Genomic DNA, 19,078 nt, shown 5'->3' on the forward strand with positions numbered 1-19,078 from the left:
ATTAGCCGATTTCGATCATTTCGAAATCCATTTTGCCGACGCCGCAGTCCGGGCACAGCCAGTCTTCCGGTACGTCCTGCCACAGGGTGCCCGGAGCGATACCATCATCCGGCCAGCCGTCTTTTTCGTCATAGATCAGGCCGCAGACTACACATTGCCACTTCTTCATTTACTTGCTTCCTCAGGGTCCAGGCTGGTTGGCCGGCGGTCGATGGATCCAGCATTGCCGCACGGCTCAGGGCGTTTTGTACTGATCGGGGCCGGCAGATGCAAGCACGATCGACGCAAGGCGCCGGCGCAGCCCGGCAAAAGATCAGGACGCCATGGTAAGCTCGCCGCCTCTTTTGCTGCCAATAATGACGCACCGTGCCGCACTCAATCGCCCTTCCCGATGCTTGCCAATGGTTGACCCAGAGCCTCCTGAGCCCTGCGCCCGCGCCCTTGACCCTGAACTGGCTGTTCGACGAAGGCTCGCTGACCCGCCGGCTGACGTGGCTGTCCAACGATGGCTTCAGCGTGACCCCTCTGTTCGAAGGCTGGCTGCCGCTGCGCGATGATGAATGCGCGGCGCTGCATATGCCCCCGGCCAGCATCGGTTGGGTGCGCGAGGTGTATTTGCGCGGGCATGGCCAACCGTGGGTGTTTGCCCGCAGTGTGGCGGCGCGCAGTGCGTTGCAGGGCGACGGCTTGCAGATGGACGAATTGGGCAGCCGTTCCCTGGGCGAATTGCTGTTTTGCGACCGCGCGTTCACCCGCCAGGCCATCGAGGTGTGCCATTACCCTCGCCAGTGGCTGCCGACCACGGACCAGTCCGACGGGCTGTGGGCACGCCGCTCACGCTTTGATCGTGGGGCGCTGAGCGTGCTGGTGGCGGAAGTCTTCCTGCCGAGTTTCTGGCACGCGCTGCATGACCATCCGGAGAACTGCTGATGTATCAACGTCTGCTCAAATCCTTGAACCGCCTGAACCCCAGGGCCTGGGATTTCATTCAGTTGACCCGCATGGACAAGCCCATCGGCATCTACCTGCTGCTGTGGCCAACGCTGTGGGCGCTGTGGATCGCCGGCAAGGGTTCGCCGTCCCTGGCCAACATCGTGATTTTCGTGCTGGGCGTGACGCTGACTCGCGCTGCCGGTTGCGTCATCAATGACTGGGCGGACCGCAAGGTCGACGGCCATGTGAAGCGCACCGCGCAACGCCCGCTTGCAAGCGGCAAGATCAGTTCAAAAGAGGCCCTGGTGTTCTTTGCGGTACTGATGCTGATCAGCTTCCTGCTGGTACTGCTGACCAACGCCACAACCATTTGGTTATCGCTGGGCGGCCTGGCACTGGCGGTCAGCTACCCGTTCATGAAGCGCTACACCTATTACCCGCAGGTGGTGTTGGGCGCGGCGTTTTCCTGGGGCATGCCGATGGCGTTCACCGCCGAAACCGGCCACCTGCCCGCCACCGCCTGGCTGCTGTATATAGCCAACCTGCTGTGGACGGTGGGCTACGACACCTATTACGCAATGACCGACCGCGACGACGACTTGAAGATCGGCGTCAAATCCACTGCGATTCTGTTCGGCGATGCCGACCGGGTGATCATCCTGACCCTGCAAGGCCTGGCGCTGCTGTGCCTGCTGCTGGCCGGCGCACGGTTTGAGCTGGGGGGTTGGTTCCACCTGGGGCTGCTGGCGGCGGCAAGCTGCTTTGCCTGGGAGTTCTGGTACACCCGCGACAGGGACCGGATGAAGTGCTTCAAGGCGTTTTTGCACAACCACTGGGCCGGGTTGGCGATTTTTGTCGGGATTGTGGCGGATTACGGGTTTCGATGAGGGGCCAGGCCCCTCACCGCTAGCGGGCTGAATCAGGGCTTGGCGACTTTCCAGGCCCCGTCCATTTTGCCGTCGCCGGTCATGTCACCGGCCTTTTTGTCCATCACAAAGGTATAGAGAGGCTTGCCGTTGTAGGCCCATTGGCCCTTTTGATCGTCACGGGTGATAACGGTCCACTTGCCCATGGGTTTGTCGGTGGACTCGGCCATCAACGGCGGCCAGTTGGTGGCGCACTTGTCGTTACACATGGACTTGCCATCGGCGTCCTTGGCGAAGGTGTAGAGCGTCATACCCTTATGATCCACCAACATCCCGTCTTTCGTCATCGCCGGGTCTGCGGCAAATGCCAGTGTCGGCAGCGTCAACGCCGCCGTGACCAGAAGGGCCTTCCAGGAAAAAGTACTGTGATTCATCGGAACCTTCCTTTTGTGGTTGTCAGGATTCGGACCCAAAGCGTAGTCCAGAGTGCCGCTAATTGCCCGAGCGACTAAATTACTGTCACACGACTGCAATATTTCCGTTATCTAATGCGGCGCAAGACAGTTAAATGACAAGAGGATTTTAGGCATGGTTGGCAGGAGCATTCTGATTGTTGACGACGAAGCGCCCATCCGCGAGATGATCGCCGTTGCGTTGGAAATGGCCGGCTATGACTGCCTGGAGGCGGAGAACTCCCAGCAGGCCCATGCCATTATCGTCGACCGCAAGCCGGACCTGATCCTGCTGGACTGGATGCTGCCCGGCACCTCCGGCATCGAACTGGCCCGCCGCCTCAAGCGCGATGAGCTGACCGGGGATATCCCGATCATCATGCTCACCGCCAAGGGCGAAGAGGACAACAAGATCCAAGGCCTGGAAGTCGGCGCCGATGACTACATCACCAAGCCGTTTTCCCCACGGGAGCTGGTAGCGCGCCTGAAGGCCGTATTGCGCCGTGCCGGCCCGACCGATGGCGAAGCGCCTATTGAAGTCGGCGGCCTGCTGCTGGACCCGATCAGCCACCGCGTGACCATCGACGGCAAGCCGGCCGAGATGGGCCCCACCGAATACCGCCTGCTGCAATTTTTCATGACCCATCAGGAGCGTGCCTATACCCGTGGCCAGTTGCTGGACCAGGTGTGGGGCGGCAACGTGTATGTGGAGGAGCGCACCGTCGACGTGCATATCCGTCGTCTGCGCAAAGCCTTGGGTGACGCTTACGAGAATCTGGTACAAACCGTGCGCGGCACCGGCTACCGGTTTTCAACCAAAGGCTGAGCCAGCCCTTCCTTAACAGCTGACAAGGACGCATGTTTAAGTGAACCAAAACTGGCATGGCACCCTGATCCGCCACATGCTCCTGTTGATCACCGCCTGCCTGTTGGTAGGCCTGGTCAGCGGCTATTACGGCTGGAGCCTGGCCATTGGTATAGCCCTGTACCTGGGCTGGACCCTCAAGCAATTGCTGCGCCTGCATGAATGGCTGCGCCAGCACAAACCCGACGAAGCGCCACCTGACGGCTACGGCCTGTGGGGTGAGGTGTTCGACAGCATCTACCACCTGCAACGCCGCGACCAACGCGTACGCGGGCGCCTGCAAGCCGTGATCGACCGCGTGCAGGAGTCCACCGCCGCGCTCAAGGACGCGGTGATCATGCTCGACAGCGATGGCAACCTGGAATGGTGGAACCGCGCCGCCGAGACCCTGCTGGGCCTCAAGACCCCCCAGGACAGCGGCCAGCCAGTGACCAACCTGGTGCGTCACCCACGCTTCAAAGAGTACTTCGAGCAGGAAAACTACGAGGAAGCGCTGGAAATCCCCTCGCCGACCAACGACCGCGTGCGTATCCAGCTGTACCTGACGCGCTACGGCAACAACGAACACCTGATGCTGGTGCGCGACGTAACCCGCATCCATCAACTGGAACAGATGCGTAAAGACTTCGTCGCCAACGTTTCCCACGAATTGCGTACGCCATTGACGGTGATCTGCGGCTACCTGGAGACGCTGCTGGACAACGTCGATGAGATCAACCCGCGCTGGAGCCGTGCCCTGCAGCAAATGCAGCAGCAGGGTTCACGCATGCAGACCCTGCTCAACGACTTGCTGTTGCTGGCCAAGCTTGAAGCCACGGATTATCCGTCGGACAACCATCCGGTGGCCGTACAAAGCCTATTGCAGACCATCAAGAATGACGCCCAGGCCCTGTCGGGCGAGCGCGGGCAGCAGATCAGCCTGGATGCCGACCCGCGAGTGCTGCTCAAAGGCAGCGAAGGCGAATTGCGCAGCGCGTTCTCCAACCTGGTGTTCAACGCGGTGAAGTACACCCCGGACAAGGGCACTATCCGCATCCGCTGGTGGGCCGACGAACAAGGCGCACACCTGAGCGTGCAGGACTCCGGCATCGGCATCGACGCCAAGCATCTGCCGCGCCTGACCGAGCGCTTCTACCGCGTCGACTCCAGCCGCAACTCCAACACCGGCGGCACCGGGCTGGGCCTGGCCATCGTCAAGCATGTGCTGCTGCGCCACCGTGCACGCTTGGAAATCAGCAGTGTGCTGGGGCATGGCAGTACGTTCACCTGCCATTTTCCGCCAGCGCAGATGACCCGTTCGCGGCTCGTCGGAAATGATGAATAACTCAAACACAGCACAAAACCAAATGTGGGAGGGGGCTTGCTCCCGATGGCGGTGCATCAGTATCAGATATGCTGACTGACACACTGCTATCGGGAGCAAGCCCCCTCCCACATTTGGTTTTGTGCTGTTTCGAATAAGGCATTCCACACCCCACCCGGCGGCAACCACTAGGCAAGCGTCCCGTCAGCCGCTACATTGGCCGACTTGCGCCTGCCTTCCAGGCCCTTCTGTCCCCCCTTATTGAACACACGGAACCTGCAAAACCCAATCATGGACCCTTCCCCAGGTATCACTCTCGCCACACTCTTCGCCGATTTCGGCATGATTCTTTTTGCTCTGATCCTGGTACTGCTCAACGGTTTTTTCGTTGCGGCGGAATTTGCCATGGTCAAGCTGCGCTCGACCCGGGTCGAGGCCATCGCCCACACCAACGGCTGGCGCGGGCAGATCCTGCGTACCGTGCACAGCCAGCTCGATGCTTACCTGTCGGCCTGCCAGCTGGGTATCACCCTGGCCTCCCTGGGTCTGGGCTGGGTCGGTGAGCCGGCCTTTGCGCATATCCTGGAGCCGCTGCTGGGCGCCGCAGGCGTCGAATCGCCGGAAGTGATCAAGGGCGTGTCGTTCTTTGCCGCGTTCTTCGTGATTTCCTATCTGCACATCGTGGTCGGTGAACTGGCGCCCAAGTCCTGGGCCATTCGCAAGCCCGAATTGCTATCGCTGTGGACGGCGGTGCCGCTGTACCTGTTCTACTGGGCCATGTACCCGGCGATCTACCTGCTCAACGCCAGCGCCAATGCGATCCTGCGCATTGCCGGCCAAGGCGAGCCCGGCCCGCACCACGAGCACCATTACAGCCGCGAAGAGCTCAAGTTGATCCTGCACTCCAGCCGTGGCCAGGACCCGAGCGACCAAGGCATGCGCGTACTGGCCTCGGCCGTGGAAATGGGCGAGCTGGAAGTGGTGGACTGGGCCAACTCCCGTGAAGACCTGGTCACCCTGGACTTCAACGCCCCGCTCAAGGAAATCCTCGCGCTGTTCCGCCGCCATAAGTTCAGCCGTTATCCGGTATATGACGCGGTGCGCAACGAGTTTGTCGGCCTGTTGCACATCAAGGACCTGCTGCTGGAACTGGCGGCCCTGGACCACATCCCCGAATCGTTCAACCTGGCCGAACTGACCCGCCCGCTGGAACGTGTGTCGCGGCACATGCCGTTGTCGCAGTTGCTGGAGCAGTTCCGCAAAGGCGGCGCGCACTTTGCCCTGGTGGAAGAAGCCGACGGCAAGATCATCGGCTACCTGACCATGGAAGACGTGCTGGAAGTGCTGGTAGGCGATATTCAGGACGAACACCGCAAGGCCGAGCGCGGCATCCTCGCCTACCAGCCCGGCAAACTGCTGGTACGGGGCGACACGCCGCTGTTCAAGGTGGAACGCCTGCTGGGTGTCGACCTGGATCACATTGAGGCCGAAACCCTCGCAGGGCTGGTCTACGACACGCTCAAACGGGTGCCGGAAGAGGAAGAAGTACTGGAGGTTGAAGGCTTGCGGATCATCATCAAGAAGATGAAAGGGCCGAAGATCGTGCTGGCCAAGGTCCTGCTGCTGGATTGACCCTCAATTGCCCAATGCAAAATTGGGCAATGTCCCCACCGGCTGGTTGAATTCGTAAGGGATCGACACCAGCCCGGCCTCGCTACTCTGCTGCACCACGAAGTGCAGGTGCGGCCCGCTGCTGTTGCCGGTATTGCCCGACAACCCCAGCGCGCTGCCCACTGCTACGCGCTGCCCCGCCCTGACGCTGACCGAACCTTGCTTGAGATGCAGGTACACGCCCTGGGTGCCGTCATCATGCTGCACGCGCACGAAATTGCCTGACGCATCGTTGCCGCGTCCGATCTGGCTATTCTCGATTTTCACCACCACACCGCTGCGCGCCGCAATGATCGGCGTGCCTTCGGGCATGGCAATGTCCATGGCGTAGCGGCTTTTGGCGTCGGTGTGGCTGAAGCTGCCGTTGGGGCCTTGGGTCAGGCGGAACGGACCGCCACGCCAGGGCAAGGGGTAGCGGTAGGCTTGTTGTGGATAGCCAGGTTTGGGTCTGTCGAGTGCCGGCCGTTGTACCCGCTCGACCCTGCGTTCTTGAATCACGAACGCCTGGGCACCGGGGGTTTGCCGGTCGCTGAAGAACACCATGCCGTTGGCATCGGTGGATTTGTAGAGGGTCATGGCCTGGGTCGAAGTGGCGACCGCAGCCAACGTGCAGGACAGCAAGAGGCGAAGAACCATGGCGCGAACCTGCCGGAGTGAATGAACAGCAAGCTAACAACGGTTGATGACAATCTTGTAGTGAGCGGGCTCGCCCCGCGCTGGCCTGCGCAGCAGCCCCGAAACCAGGCACAGAGGAGTGCCTGATACACCGCATTCGTCTTCGTCAGGGCGCTTCGCCCCCCAACGCGGGACAAGCCCGCTCGCCACAGAGGTCCCAGTTTGCTGCGCGACAGCGTGGGACCTCCCTCACCACAAGGTCAGGCACCCGGCACAAAATGCTTCTGCGCCGTACCGCGCGCAATCAGGCGGGAGATGTAGTCGAGCTTCTGCGCATCCTGGTCGATAAAGCGGAAGGTCAGTTGCAGCCAATCGCTATCGGGCTTGGGCTCGAAGGCGACGATGGCGTGCAGGTAACCGTTGAGACGGGCCACTTCAGCGTTGTCGCCCTGTTCCAGGTCGAGCACGGCGCTTTCCAGTACCTGAGGCAGGACTTCACCGCGACGCACCACCAGCAGCGCTTCCTTGATGCTCAGCGCTTTGATCACACATTGCTGGGTGCCGCTGGACAGGCGCAACTGGCCCTGGCCACGGCCGCCAGTGGGTGCAGCGCCTGGCGCTTGGACCGGCGGGCTGTTAAGCAGGCCTTTGCTTGGCGCAGACGCGGCAGCCGCGACGGGGGCAGCACGTACGGCTTCTGGCTTGCCACCGGTCAGGGCGCTCAGGGAATCATTGCCGAAGGCCGAGTTCATCTTGGTGGGCGCGCTGGCGACCAGGGCATCGAGGCGACCAACCTTGTGCAGGGCCTGTTTGACCTTGTTCAGCAGTTGCTCGTTGGTAAACGGTTTGCTGACGTAGCCGGAAACCCCGGCCTGGATCGCCTGGACCACGTTCTCTTTGTCACCACGGCTGGTCACCATCACAAACGGCATGGACTTCAGGTGCGGTTGCTCACGGCACCAGGTCAACAGCTCCAGGCCGGACATCTCCGGCATTTCCCAGTCGCACAGCACCAGGTCGAAGCTCTCGCGCATCAGGATGGTCTGGGCCTTCTTGCCGTTTACCGCATCTTCAAGCTTGATCCCGGGGAAGTAGTTGCGCAGGCACTTCTTCACCAGGTCGCGGATAAACGAGGCGTCATCCACCACCAATACACTGACTTTACTCATCGACCCTTCATCCTATAAAAACTTCGGCACGCAAAACGCCTGACTGATGGCATTTTGCCAAAACTCTGTAGTCACGTTCGGACTTTCTTTTACCCGACTCGCAAAAAAATCGGGGGCCGCAAACAAAAACGCCCGACCAAAGGCCGGGCGTTAATTTCTCGGGCAACCTTACTTATCGTCAGATTCGCCCGGAACATTAGGGATTTGATCGGCTGAACCTTCAACTTCGGCCTTCATGCGCTTGAGGCCCATGTGCCGTACGTCGGTACCGCGCACTAGGTAGATCACCAGTTCGGAGATATTGCGCGCGTGATCACCGATCCGCTCCAGGGAACGCAGCACCCAGATGATGCTCAAGACCCGCGAGATAGAGCGCGGGTCTTCCATCATGTAGGTGGCCAGCTCACGCAGGGCGGTCTTGTATTCACGGTCGATGACCTTGTCGTACTGCGCCACCGACAACGCCAGGTCGGCGTCAAAGCGCGCAAAGGCATCAAGGGCATCACGCACCATGTTGCGCACCTGGTCGCCGATGTGACGCACTTCGACATAACCGCGCGGCGCTTCACCCTCTTCGCACAGCTGGATGGCACGGCGGGCGATCTTGGTGGCTTCGTCGCCGATCCGCTCGAGGTCGATCACCGACTTGGAGATGCTGATGATCAAGCGCAGGTCGGATGCCGCCGGCTGGCGACGGGCGAGAATGCGCAGGCATTCTTCGTCGATGTTGCGTTCCATCTGGTTGATCTGGTCGTCGATCTCGCGCACTTGCTGGGCCAGGCCCGAGTCAGCCTCGATCAGCGCGGTCACGGCGTCGTTGACTTGCTTCTCCACCAGCCCGCCCATCGCCAGGAGGTGGCTGCGCACTTCCTCGAGCTCGGCGTTGAACTGCGCGGAGATGTGGTGGGTAAGGCCTTCTTTGCTAATCATGTTGGCGTCCTTGGAGCGTCCGGTAAGGTGCGGAGAACCGCAGCGTCAGTGCAATCAGAACCACAGCTTCCTAGCCGTAGCGACCGGTGATGTAGTCTTCGGTCTGCTTCTTCGCCGGATTGGTGAACAGGGTGTCGGTATCGCCGAACTCCACCAGCTTGCCCATGTACATGAACGCGGTGTAGTCGGAAACCCGCGCCGCCTGTTGCATGTTGTGGGTCACGATAACGATGGTGAACTTGGACTTGAGCTCGTAGATCAGTTCTTCGACTTTCAGCGTCGAGATCGGGTCGAGTGCCGAGCACGGTTCGTCGAGCAGCAGCACTTCCGGCTCCACGGCGATGGTGCGCGCGATCACCAGGCGTTGCTGCTGGCCGCCGGACAGGCCGAGTGCCGACTCGTGCAGGCGGTCCTTGACCTCGTCCCACAGCGCCGCGCCTTTAAGGGCCCACTCAACCGCTTCGTCGAGGATGCGCTTCTTGTTGATGCCCTGGATGCGCAGGCCGTAGACCACGTTTTCGTAGATGGTCTTGGGGAACGGGTTGGGCTTCTGGAACACCATGCCCACGCGGCGACGCAGCTCGGCCACGTCTTCGCCCTTGCGGTAGATATTGGTGCCGTAGAGGTTGATGGCCCCGTCCACGCGGCAACCGTCGACCAGGTCGTTCATGCGGTTGAAGGTACGCAGCAACGTGGACTTGCCGCAGCCGGACGGGCCGATGAAGGCGGTCACGCGCTGCTTGGGGATGTTCATGCTGACGTCGAACAGCGCCTGCTTGTCACCGTAGTACAGGCTCAGGCCCGGTACTTCGATGGCCACGGTTTCCTGGGCCAAGCTCAGGCTCTGTTTGTCGCGACCCAGGGCAGACATGTTGATGCCGTGGGAATGGGTGTCGTGTTGCATGGGATGCTCCCTGTGCTACCTATTCGTTTCGTTGAACCGCCGGAGCGATCTACTCAAGTTCTGTGTAGGTAGGAGGGGGCTTGCCCCCTCCCACATTGGATCGTGTTAGCTGTCCAGCGCCTTGTACTTTTCGCGCAGGTGGTTACGAATCCACACCGCCGACAGGTTGAGCGTGGCGATCACCAGCACCAGCAGCAAGGCGGTGGCGTACACCAGCGGCCGTGCGGCCTCGACGTTAGGGCTCTGGAAGCCGACGTCATAGATATGGAAGCCCAGGTGCATGATCTTCTGGTCCAGGTGCAGGTACGGGTAGTTGCCGTCCAGCGGCAGCGACGGGGCCAGTTTCACCACGCCGACCAGCATCAGCGGCGCCACTTCACCGGCGGCGCGGGCCACGGCGAGGATCATGCCAGTCATCATCGCCGGGCTGGCCATCGGCAGCACGATCTTCCACAGCGTTTCCGCCTTGGTCGCGCCCAGCGCCAGGGAGCCTTCACGCACCGTACGCGGAATCCGCGCCAGGCCTTCTTCGGTGGCCACGATCACCACCGGTACCGCCAGCAGCGCCAGGGTCAGCGAGGCCCAGAGCAGGCCCGGTGTACCGAAGGTCGGTGCCGGCAGCGCTTCGGCGAAGAACAGACGGTCGACCGAGCCACCCAATACATACACGAAGAAACCCAGGCCGAACACGCCGTAGACGATGGCCGGTACACCCGCCAGGTTGTTCACGGCGATGCGGATAATCCGCGTCAGGGTGTTCTGCTTGGCGTATTCACGCAGGTATACCGCCGCCAGCACGCCGAACGGGGTCACGATCATCGCCATGATCAGGGTCATCATCACGGTGCCGAAGATGGCCGGGAAGATACCGCCTTCGGTGTTGGCTTCCCGCGGATCATCGCTGAGGAATTCCCACACTTTGCTGAAGTAGAAACCGATCTTGGTCACGGTACCCATGGCGTTCGGCTGATAGGCGTGTACCACTTTGCCGATGCCGATTTCAATTTCCTTGCCGTTGCCATCGCGAGCGGTCAAAGCGTCGCGGTTGAACTGGGCGTGCAGGTCGGCCAGGCGTGCTTCGATGTCCTGGTAGCGGGCGTTGAGCTCGGCGCGGTCGGCATCCATGTCGGCCTGGGCGGCGGCGTCGAGCTTGCCTTCCAGCTCAAGCTTGCGGCCGTGCAGGCGAATGCGTTCGAGGCCGGCGTTGATCGCGCCGATGTCGGATTTCTCCAGGGTCTTGAGCTGGGCCGCCAACTTGTTAACGCGGTCCACGCGGGCTTGCAGCTCCGGCCACGCGGCCTCGCCTTCGGCGATGACCTTGCCATCCTGCTTGACGTTGACCAGGGTGCCGTAGAAGTTGCCCCACTCACGACGCTCGATGGTCATCAGGTTTTTCGGCGTGGTCTGGTCCTTCAACCACTCGCCGACGATCCAGGTGAAGTCATTGCCGTTCAGGTCACGGTTGCCGACCTTGATCAGCTCACGGGTCATGAATTCCGGGCCCGCATCGGGCACCGGCAGGCCAGCGCTTTTCAGGCGCTCGCGCGGCACTTCTTCTTTCTGCACCACTTCGCCGATGACGATATGGTTTTCCTGGCCCGGCACGTTGTAGTTGGCCTGGATCAGGTCAGCCGGCCAGAAGTGGCCCAAACCACGCACGGCAATCACCGCCAGCAAACCAATGGTCATGATGACCGCGATGGACACCGCGCCACCGCTGATCCAGACGCCGGGAGCGCCGCTCTTGAACCATCCATTCAGGGAGTTCTGTTTCACAGACTTCTACCTTTCTTAAAGCGACGAGTATTTCTTGCGCAGACGCTGACGAATCAGCTCGGCGAGGGTGTTCATGATGAACGTGAACAGCAGCAGCACCAGCGCCGAGAGGAACAGCACGCGGTAATGACTGCCGCCGACTTCCGACTCGGGCATTTCCACCGCGACGTTGGCCGCCAGGGTGCGCAGGCCTTCGAACAGGTTCATCTCCATCACCGGCGTGTTACCGGTGGCCATCAGCACGATCATGGTCTCGCCCACGGCGCGGCCCATGCCGATCATCAGCGCCGAGAAGATGCCTGGGCTGGCGGTCAGGATCACCACGCGGGTCATGGTCTGCCACGGCGTGGCGCCCAGGGCCAGGGAGCCCAGGGTCAGGCCGCGCGGTACGCTGAACACGGCGTCTTCGGCGATGGAGTAGATGTTCGGGATCACCGCAAAGCCCATGGCCAGGCCGACCACCAGGGCGTTGCGCTGGTCGTAGGTGATGCCCAGGTCGTGGGAGATCCACATGCGCATGTCGCCGCCGAAGAACCAGGTTTCCAGGTACGGGCTCATGTACAGCGAGAGCCAGCCCACGAACAGGATCACCGGGATCAGGATCGCGCTTTCCCAACCGTCGGGAACCCGCAGGCGGATGGATTCAGGCAGGCGGCTGAAGACAAACCCGGCCACCAGGATGCCAATCGGCAACAGCATCAGCAGGCTGAAGATCCCCGGCAGATGCCCTTCGACATACGGCGCCAGGAACAGGCCGGCGAAGAAGCCGAGGATCACCGTCGGCATCGCTTCCATCAATTCGATCACCGGCTTGACCTTGCGGCGCAGGCTCGGGGCCATGAAGTAAGCGGTGTAGATCGCCGCGGCAACGGCCAGGGGCGCCGCCAGCAGCATGGCGTAGAACGCCGCCTTCAGCGTACCGAAGGTCAATGGCGCCAGGCTCATCTTGGGTTCGAAGTCGGTATTGGCGGCGGTCGATTGCCAGACGTACTTAGGCTCGTCGTAGTTTTCGTACCAGACCTTGCTCCACAACGCACTCCAGGACACTTCCGGGTGCGGGTTGTCCAGCAGCAGCGGCTGCAGCTTGCCGCCGGCTTCGACGATCACGCGGTTGGCGCGAGGCGACAGGCCGAACACGCCCTGGCCGTCGACCACCGGATCCACCAGCAGGGTGCGGTGGGCGGTGCTGTGGAACACGCCGAACTTGCCGGAAGCGTCGAGGGCAGTGAAGCCTTTGCGACGCTCTTCGGCGGTGATTTCCACGATAGGCGCGGTGCCCATCTGGAAGGTGCGAATCTGCTTGAAACGCTGCTCGCCATCCGGGTCACGGGCCATGAACCACTGGGCCAGGCCGCCTTTGGAGTTACCGACGATCAGCGAGATACCGCCCACCAGTTGGGTGCTGGCGGTGATTTCGGCGTTGCCGTCTTCGAGCAGTTTGTAGCGACCGTTGAGGCTCTTGTCGCGCAGGCTGAACACATCCGCCAGGGCGCGGCCGTTGATCACATACAACCACTGCTGGCGCGGATCAATGAAGATCGCCTTCACCGGCTCCGTCATTTGCGGCAGCTCGACACGCTTCTGCTCGCTGGTGACTTCACCGGTCATCATGTTTTCTTCGCGGCTCAGGGTCAGCACGTTCAAGTGGGAACCGGCCGAGCCTGCCACCACCAGCGACGTATCGGTGGCATTGAGGGCGACGTGTTCCAACGGGCGACCGGCATCGTCGAGCACGATCGGCGTTTCACCGTAGGGGTATTCAATCGCAGGCGTAATGGTTTTCTTGCCGTCCGGGTACGACACCTTATAGGTGTGGCGGAACACCAGGGACTGGCCATTGGACAATCCGAGGATCACCCGCGGGCTGCCCGGCTGATCTTCACCAATGGAAGCAACGCTCACGCCCGGCGCAAGCGGCAGGTCGACACGCTTGAGTTCGGCACCGGTCGTGACATCAAAGAACAGCGCCTGGCCCTTGTCGGATACCCGCATGGCGACCTGGTTCTGCTCTTCCAGGGAGATCAACAAAGGCTTGCCGGCGTCCTGCATCCAGGCGGGCGTCAGTGCGTCTTCCTTGGTCAGCGAGGCGCCTTGGAACAAAGGCGCGACCACATAGGCGAGGAAAAAGAAAATCAGGGTGATGGCACCGAGAACGGCGAGGCCGCCGACCAGCACGTACCAACGGGTCAGACGGTCCTTGAGCGCGCGGATGCGGCGCTTGCGTTGCAGCTCAGGCGTATTGAAATCAATGCGCTTGGGGGGAGAAGTTGTCGTCATGGTGGAATTGGCCAGATCATTCATGCGCACACCCTAGCGATCCTGTATGACAGAAAGATGACAATGCAGTGACGCAGGAAATCCGCCGCGAAGCAGGGCTGGCAGCGGATTGAAAATTAGTGATGCGAGAACCGGCGTACCGGCTCCCGCAGAGGCAATCAGTTGCCTTCTTTCAGGCCCAGGTCAGCCAGTGCCTTGGCGGCAACTTTGGCTGGCAGTGGGATGTAGCCGTCTTTCACTACAACTTCCTGGCCCTGTTTGGACAGAACCAGTTTCACGAACTCGGCTTCCAGCGGGGCCAGAGGCTTGTTCGGGGCTTTGTTGACGTAAACGTATAGGAAACGCGACAGCGGGTATTTGCCGTTCAGGGCGTTTTCTTCGCTGTCTTCGATGAAGTCAGTGCTGCCTTTCTTGGCCAGGGCCACGGTCTTCACGCTGGCGGTCTTGTAGCCGATGCCCGAGTAACCGATGCCGTTCAGCGAGGAGCTGATCGACTGCACGACCGAAGCCGAGCCGGGTTGTTCGTTCACGTTAGGCTTGTAGTCGCCTTTGCACAGGGCTTCTTCCTTGAAGTAGCCGTAGGTGCCGGATACCGAGTTGCGACCGAACAGTTGCACTGGCTTGTTGGCCAGGTCGCCGGTCACACCCAGGTCGCCCCAGGTTTTTACGTCGGCTTTGGCGCCGCACAGACGCGTCGAGGAGAAGATCGCGTCGACTTGTTCCATGGTCAGGTGCTGGATCGGGTTGTCCTTGTGCACGAACACAGCCAGGGCATCCACGGCAACCGGGATAGCGGTTGGCTTGTAGCCGTACTTCTGCTCGAAGGCAGCCAGTTCGGTGTCCTTCATCTTGCGGCTCATCGGGCCCAGGTTGGAGGTGCCTTCAGTCAGCGCAGGTGGCGCGGTGGCGGAGCCGGCAGCTTGAATCTGGATGTTGACGTTCGGGTATTCCTTTTTGTAACCCTCGGCCCACAGGGTCATCAGGTTAGCCAGGGTATCGGAACCGACGCTGGACAAGTTGCCCGACACACCAGTGGTCTTGACGTAAGCCGGGATTGCCGGATCAACACCTGCGGCCACCGCGTTGGCGGTCGCAACGCCAGCAGCGACAAAAGTCATTGCCGCCATCAAACGTTTCAGTTTCATGCCTTGCTCCTAGCAGATAGGGATAGTTGGATCGGGGCCAAGTATCGAGAGGCCGTGTGAACACTCTATGTCTGAAATATGACAATTGGATGAAAGGCCAGCATTGGGCGAGCATTCGCAGTTAAGAAGAAAACGGTCGGCAATACAGGCTGGAGCGGCGAGATGAACGTAACGAGGCCCTGGTTTGAAACCTCTCTGCAATTGCTGATCGGAGATTTCCCACAGCTATTTAGGGTTGTTGCTCGGAACTCGCCTTATTAACCTCCCCGCGCCGCTGCAAATTCAGCGGCCGGGACTGCAGTTAAAACCTGACCCCTTCACGGCGCACCTTAGGTTGACAAAACAGAACCAAAGAATAGTCTTGTCAACCTAAGGAGACCTCACATGATCAATGACCGAATTCGCCGCGCAAGGTTATTGCGTGGCCTGTCGCTGGAAGCACTGGCACTGCGTCTGGGCGACATAACCAAGCAAGGCCTGAGCAAATATGAAAAAGGGTTGAGTACCCCAAACTCTCAGCGCCTTCTGCAGTTGGCAAAAGCACTGGAGGTGAGCCCCGAGTATTTTTTTCGTACTCAGGCACTGCCACTCGCGCCGCTGGAGTTCCGCAAGCTTGCGAAGATGCCTAAATACCGTCAGGTCCAGGTCGAGGAACAGATTCGAGAGCATCTGGAACGCTATATATCTCTGGAGGAGTGTTTCGATCCACAAGATATCAAGACTGCCGAAACCCCAGCCCAAATGCTCCCGGTCTCCTCCATAGAGGAAGCGGAACGAGCGGCGGATGAGCTCCGTAAGTATTGGGATATAGGTGAACATCCTATTGCTCATCTGACTGAACAGTTGGAAGAGCACGGCATTAAAGTGGTGATGCTGGATGGGCCGGACGATTTCGATGGCGCTTGCGCAACCACCCATGACGGCGAACATGTGTTGATCGCTTTAAATGCTCAGAGAGCAGGTGAACGTATTCGCTTCACCGCTGCTCATGAATTGGGTCACTGGGTGATGAAATTGCCTGATGATATGCCCGAGCGCGATAAAGAAAACTGCTGTCACCGCTTCGCAGGAGCGTTCCTTTATCCCTCTAAAAGCGTTACCGGAGATTTTGGGAACCACCAACGCTCCCGTGTCCACCCTAGAGAACTACTGATTGCTAAGCGCCAATATGGGCTCTCAATGCATGCAGCGCTCCGTCGATTGAAGGACCTCAAACTGTTAGGGGAAAGCGGCTACAAGTCCCTGACCATTCAATTCAGTAGCAATGGCTGGCGCAAAGCAGAACCTGAGCCGTTACCTTGCAAACCACCTCAGCGCTTTGAGTCACTCGTTTTCTGGGGGTTAGCGGAAGGCCTTATCACCAAATCACGAGCGGCCGAGTTGCTGCGGCGTCCTGTGAGGGCTCTAGACCCCAATTTTCTGGGCTCACTGGAGAGTGCATGAGCCTGATCTATATCAGCGACACCAACATCTGGATTGATTTCAGGAACGCTGGATTGCTGGAGCATATGTTCAGGCTGCCATTTACCCTCTGCTGCACCGATTTCGTCATGCATGAGCTTGAGGATTTCCCTCATGAAGAACTGCTCGCCCAAGGGCTGGTTGTCGAATCATTTGACGAGGGAGGCGTGCAGAAACTCTTAGGACTTAAGGTCGAACACAACAACAGTTCCTTGGCCGACGTTTCTTGCTACCTACTGGCACAAACAACCGGAAGACCCTTACTCACTGGCGATGGGAAGCTACGTCGCCAGGCAATTCGAGATGGACTGCAGGTACACGGCGCACTTTGGCTACTCGACCTCATGGTCGAACATCAAGTCCTCAATGCTATTGGCGCAGCAACGGCACTCGAACAGATGCTGGCAGGCGGCGCCCGCTTGCCAGCATCAGAATGTCAAATACGGATCTCTGGCTGGAAAGTTATATGAAACTCAACTCGGATATTGAATATCCATCCAGCACTTATAAAAATCACCCTGTCCATCTGGCAAAGTAGACATTTAGCCTCTACATAGCCTGCTCCTGATCTGATATTACCGCCCGCGCTTCCACAGATACCCACCCACCACCATCCCCATCACACACAGGACAGCCACGTAGTAAGCCGGACCCATCGGGCTTTCCTTCATCAGCAGCGACACCGCCAGCGGCGTCAGCCCGCCGAACACGGCGTAGGCGACGTTGTAGGAAAACGACAAGCCACTGAAGCGCACCACGGGCGGGAAGGCTTTCACCATCACGTAAGGCACCACGCCAATGGTGCCGACGAACAGGCCGGTCAAGGCGTACAGCGGGAACAGCCAGTCCGGGTGGGACATGAGGCTGTGATACAGGGTCCAGGAGGTCGCCAGCAGCAGTGCGCAACCGGCAACCAGTACACGACCGGCACCGAAGCGGTCGGCCAGGGCACCGGAGGCGATGCAGCCCAGGCTCAAGGTCACGATGGCCAGGCTATTGGCTTGCAGCGCAACGGTCGGGCTGAAGTGGTAGAGGGTCTGCAGCACGGTCGGGGTCATCAGGATGACCACCACGACGCCGGCCGACAACAGCCAGGTCAGCAGCATCGACAATACGATGGCACCACGGTGGTCGCGCAGCACGGCGCGCAATGGCAGCTCGGCGGCCAGGGTCTTGCGTTGCTGCATTTCGGCGAAGATCGGCGTTTCATGCAACCAGCGACGCAGGTACACCGACAGCAGGCCGAACACGCCGCCGAGCAGGAACGGAATACGCCAGGCGTAATCCGAGACCTGCTCAGGGCTATAAATAGTGTTGATCGCAGTGGCCACCAGCGAACCCAGCAGGATACCGGCGGTAAGGCCGCTGGTCAGGGTGCCGCAGGCGTAGCCGATATGGCGCGGCGGTACGTGTTCGGAGACGAAGACCCAGGCGCCCGGGACTTCGCCGCCAATCGCTGCGCCTTGGATGACACGCATCAGCAGCAGCAGGATCGGCGCCCACAGGCCGATCTGCGCGTAGGTCGGCAGCAGGCCCATGATCAGGGTCGGTACAGCCATCATGAAAATGCTCAGGGTGAACATTTTCTTGCGACCCAGCAGGTCACCGAAGTGCGCCATGATGATGCCGCCCAGCGGGCGTGCCAGGTAACCGGCGGCGAAGATGCCGAAGGTCTGCATCATCCGCAGCCATTCGGGCATATCGGCGGGGAAAAACAGTTTTCCGACTACGGTGGCGAAAAACACGAAAATGATGAAATCATAAAACTCCAGCGCCCCGCCCAAGGCAGACAGCGACAGGGTTTTGTAGTCGTTGCGGGTCAGCGGGCGCGACGGTTGCGCACTGCTTGCGGGCACGGAGGACATGGCAAGGCTTCTCTTATAGTAGTCAGCTTGATAAGGACGGCACGCCCGGGACTGGCGGCGGGTCTGGCAAGATAGCAAATCGCTTGTAAAAGCACAGCGCCAGGAGAACAGTTGCGTGTAAAAGCCGCGATACAGCGCCTATTTACCGACCAAATGAGCGCCGGGAGGTCGTCGTGACGCCAGGGTCTCGATATACTCGGCCCTTGCAGGCTCACGACCCGCATCCTTGAGGGGCTGCTGTGCCAAAACGCCGTTGGGTGCCATCCAGCCGGTTTGGCAGAGTTTCCCTTTAGTACGCCTTACGAGAAACGTATCGAACGGAGTATGTTTGTGCTGAAACGTTTTTCCATCAGTCGGCTATCCACTTTGCAACATCTATAAAAAGCGTCACGGGTCAGAGGCACCCCCGGCATGATCGAACTCGAACAAGAAGATCCTATCCCGCAAGGCGATCTCGCCCTGCAAATCACCGCGCTCCCGCGTGAAACCAACGGTTTTGGCGATATCTTCGGCGGCTGGCTGGTCGCGCAGATGGACCTCGCCGGTACCGCCATGGCCAGCAAGGTTGCGGGCGGGCGTGTGGCCACCGTGGCCATTGATCGCATGGCGTTCCTGGTGCCGGTGGCGGTGGGCGCGCAATTGTCCTTCTATACCCAGGCCCTGGAAATCGGCCGCAGTTCGATCCAGATGATGGTCGAAGTGTGGAGCGACGACCCGCTGTCCAGCGAATGGCGCAAGGTCACCGAGGCGGTGTTTGTGTTCGTCGCTATCGATGGCAGCGGCCGCACACGTTCGGTGCCTTCGCGCGCGCGTTAAACCTCGGGGGATTTTGACGGTCCATTGCCC

At 60.2% G+C, this 19,078-nt stretch carries 18 protein-coding genes; 8 read left to right on the forward strand and 10 right to left on the reverse strand.

Annotated elements, in window-relative coordinates; genetic code table 11:
- Position 1: 1 nt before the first annotated feature.
- Positions 2–169 (reverse strand): rubredoxin, encoded by a 168-nt coding sequence (locus tag ACHPFG_RS00350; RefSeq protein ID WP_003213373.1) that lies wholly within the window; start codon positions 167–169, stop codon positions 2–4.
- 197 nt (positions 170–366) lie between these two features.
- Here ACHPFG_RS00350 and ACHPFG_RS00355 point away from each other — a divergent pair, with 197 nt between their 5' ends.
- Together ACHPFG_RS00355 and ubiA are read left to right on the forward strand one after the other, a co-directional pair.
- Positions 367–930 carry a chorismate--pyruvate lyase family protein gene (locus ACHPFG_RS00355; protein ID WP_431701310.1) on the forward strand — a complete coding sequence of 188 codons (564 nt, stop codon included), beginning with the start codon at positions 367–369 and terminating at the stop codon, positions 928–930.
- On the forward strand, positions 930–1,820 hold the full coding sequence (gene ubiA / locus ACHPFG_RS00360) for a 4-hydroxybenzoate octaprenyltransferase (RefSeq protein ID WP_431701311.1): 891 nt from the start codon (positions 930–932) through the stop codon (positions 1,818–1,820). Before ACHPFG_RS00355 ends, ubiA begins: the two co-directional genes overlap by 1 nt.
- A gap of 32 nt (positions 1,821–1,852) precedes the next feature.
- Here the strand turns inward: ubiA and ACHPFG_RS00365 are convergent, their stop codons facing one another.
- Positions 1,853–2,233, reverse strand: a complete 381-nt coding sequence (locus ACHPFG_RS00365) for a COG4315 family predicted lipoprotein (protein ID WP_145337394.1) — start codon at positions 2,231–2,233, stop codon at positions 1,853–1,855.
- A 154-nt stretch (positions 2,234–2,387) separates the two neighbouring features.
- Between ACHPFG_RS00365 and phoB the strand changes: the two genes are divergently transcribed.
- The 3 genes from phoB (at position 2,388) to ACHPFG_RS00380 (ending at position 6,051) form a co-directional block, all read left to right on the forward strand.
- A complete protein-coding gene (gene phoB, locus ACHPFG_RS00370) occupies positions 2,388–3,077 on the forward strand; it encodes a phosphate regulon transcriptional regulator PhoB (RefSeq protein ID WP_003176964.1) in 690 nt (229 codons plus the stop codon).
- Between the two features lie 76 nt (positions 3,078–3,153).
- Positions 3,154–4,440 carry a phosphate regulon sensor histidine kinase PhoR gene (gene phoR, locus ACHPFG_RS00375; protein ID WP_205885705.1) on the forward strand — a complete coding sequence of 429 codons (1,287 nt, stop codon included), beginning with the start codon at positions 3,154–3,156 and terminating at the stop codon, positions 4,438–4,440.
- 270 nt (positions 4,441–4,710) lie between these two features.
- Positions 4,711–6,051, forward strand: a complete 1,341-nt coding sequence (locus tag ACHPFG_RS00380) for a hemolysin family protein (RefSeq protein ID WP_131697680.1) — start codon at positions 4,711–4,713, stop codon at positions 6,049–6,051.
- Positions 6,052–6,054: 3 nt separating this feature from the next.
- Here the strand turns inward: ACHPFG_RS00380 and ACHPFG_RS00385 are convergent, their stop codons facing one another.
- The 7 genes from ACHPFG_RS00385 to ACHPFG_RS00415 form a co-directional block, all read right to left on the reverse strand.
- The gene (locus tag ACHPFG_RS00385; protein ID WP_145337393.1) at positions 6,055–6,726 is read right to left on the reverse strand and encodes a M23 family metallopeptidase; all 672 of its coding nucleotides are present in this window, start codon (positions 6,724–6,726) and stop codon (positions 6,055–6,057) included.
- 239 nt (positions 6,727–6,965) lie between these two features.
- On the reverse strand, positions 6,966–7,874 hold the full coding sequence (locus ACHPFG_RS00390) for a response regulator (RefSeq protein WP_145337392.1): 909 nt from the start codon (positions 7,872–7,874) through the stop codon (positions 6,966–6,968).
- 168 nt (positions 7,875–8,042) lie between these two features.
- Positions 8,043–8,804: a phosphate signaling complex protein PhoU gene (gene phoU, locus ACHPFG_RS00395; protein ID WP_032884456.1), complete on the reverse strand. Its 762-nt coding sequence runs from the start codon at positions 8,802–8,804 to the stop codon at positions 8,043–8,045.
- Between the two features lie 70 nt (positions 8,805–8,874).
- Positions 8,875–9,708: a phosphate ABC transporter ATP-binding protein PstB gene (gene pstB, locus ACHPFG_RS00400; RefSeq protein ID WP_027608247.1), complete on the reverse strand. Its 834-nt coding sequence runs from the start codon at positions 9,706–9,708 to the stop codon at positions 8,875–8,877.
- A 105-nt stretch (positions 9,709–9,813) separates the two neighbouring features.
- Positions 9,814–11,484, reverse strand: a complete 1,671-nt coding sequence (gene pstA, locus ACHPFG_RS00405) for a phosphate ABC transporter permease PstA (RefSeq protein ID WP_131697683.1) — start codon at positions 11,482–11,484, stop codon at positions 9,814–9,816.
- 15 nt (positions 11,485–11,499) lie between these two features.
- On the reverse strand, positions 11,500–13,533 hold the full coding sequence (locus ACHPFG_RS00410) for an ABC transporter permease subunit (RefSeq protein ID WP_431703538.1): 2,034 nt from the start codon (positions 13,531–13,533) through the stop codon (positions 11,500–11,502).
- Positions 13,534–13,919: 386 nt separating this feature from the next.
- Positions 13,920–14,906, reverse strand: coding sequence for a phosphate ABC transporter substrate-binding protein PstS (locus ACHPFG_RS00415; RefSeq protein WP_017135798.1), 987 nt, complete (start codon positions 14,904–14,906; stop codon positions 13,920–13,922).
- Between the two features lie 384 nt (positions 14,907–15,290).
- Here ACHPFG_RS00415 and ACHPFG_RS00420 point away from each other — a divergent pair, with 384 nt between their 5' ends.
- Together ACHPFG_RS00420 and ACHPFG_RS00425 are read left to right on the forward strand one after the other, a co-directional pair.
- Positions 15,291–16,349: a helix-turn-helix domain-containing protein gene (locus ACHPFG_RS00420; protein WP_431701312.1), complete on the forward strand. Its 1,059-nt coding sequence runs from the start codon at positions 15,291–15,293 to the stop codon at positions 16,347–16,349.
- On the forward strand, positions 16,346–16,837 hold the full coding sequence (locus ACHPFG_RS00425; protein ID WP_339452545.1) for a type II toxin-antitoxin system VapC family toxin: 492 nt from the start codon (positions 16,346–16,348) through the stop codon (positions 16,835–16,837). Before ACHPFG_RS00420 ends, ACHPFG_RS00425 begins: the two co-directional genes overlap by 4 nt.
- A 105-nt stretch (positions 16,838–16,942) precedes the next feature.
- Here ACHPFG_RS00425 and ACHPFG_RS00430 read toward each other — a convergent pair whose 3' ends face one another.
- Positions 16,943–18,232: an MFS transporter gene (locus ACHPFG_RS00430; RefSeq protein ID WP_431701313.1), complete on the reverse strand. Its 1,290-nt coding sequence runs from the start codon at positions 18,230–18,232 to the stop codon at positions 16,943–16,945.
- Between the two features lie 411 nt (positions 18,233–18,643).
- Here ACHPFG_RS00430 and ACHPFG_RS00435 point away from each other — a divergent pair, with 411 nt between their 5' ends.
- Entirely contained in the window at positions 18,644–19,048 is a 405-nt protein-coding gene (locus ACHPFG_RS00435) for an acyl-CoA thioesterase (RefSeq protein ID WP_003176975.1), read from the forward strand.
- Positions 19,049–19,078: the final 30 nt, after the last annotated feature.

Source organism: Pseudomonas sp. BR20 (assembly GCF_050780135.1).
Classification (GTDB): domain Bacteria; phylum Pseudomonadota; class Gammaproteobacteria; order Pseudomonadales; family Pseudomonadaceae; genus Aquipseudomonas.